Here is a 654-nt window from a genome sequence, read left to right on the forward strand (position 1 = left end):
TGGGAAGAGTTCGAGGACAAGGTCGACCGGATCGTCACCATCGGCGCCTTCGAGGCTTTCAAGATGGAGCGGTACGCCGCGTTCTTCGAACGCGCCCACAACATTCTTCCCGACGACGGCCGCATGTTATTGCATACCATTTTGACCTACACCCAGAAACAGCAGTACGAACGCGGCGTCCCCATCACGATGAATGATCTTCGATTCGCGCGATTCATTGGCACTGAAATTTTCCCGGGCGGACAATTGCCGGCGCAGGAAGACATCTTCAGGTTCGCCGGCGAAGCGGGGTTTTCCGTGCAGCAGGTCCAATTGCTGCAGGAGCACTACGAGCGCACACTCAATATCTGGGCTGCCGCCCTCGAGGCCAATCGCGAGCAGGCCGTCGCCATCCAGTCGCAAGAGGTCTACGACCGCTACATGAAGTACCTGACCGGCTGCGCGAAGCTGTTCCGCCAGGGTTACACGGACGTCGACCAGTTCACGCTGGAAAAGTAGCGGTCCCCGGCCCCTCGCCACCTACTTCACGAGGGTGAACTGCCCGACATTGCTGATGCCCTTGCGGAAGAAGTTCTCACAGCCGGTCAGGTAGTGCATGTACTTGCCGTAGACCTCTTCGGACTGCAGCTCGACCGCCTGCTTGCGGTTGGCCTC

At 59.2% G+C, this 654-nt stretch carries 2 protein-coding genes; one reads left to right on the forward strand and one right to left on the reverse strand.

The window, feature by feature from the left end:
* Positions 1 to 498, forward strand: a 498-nt coding sequence (locus A9X04_RS18955) for a class I SAM-dependent methyltransferase (RefSeq protein WP_197509232.1), incomplete at its 5' end; no start/stop codon positions are given.
* Between the two features lie 21 nt (positions 499 to 519).
* On the opposite strand, the gene A9X04_RS29850 is transcribed toward A9X04_RS18955, so the two are convergent.
* On the reverse strand, positions 520 to 654 hold a 135-nt coding region (locus A9X04_RS29850), incomplete at its 5' end, for a class I SAM-dependent methyltransferase (RefSeq protein ID WP_197509233.1).

The sequence above is a fragment of the Mycobacterium sp. E3247 genome, from assembly GCF_001667785.1.
Lineage (GTDB): Bacteria > Actinomycetota > Actinomycetes > Mycobacteriales > Mycobacteriaceae > Mycobacterium.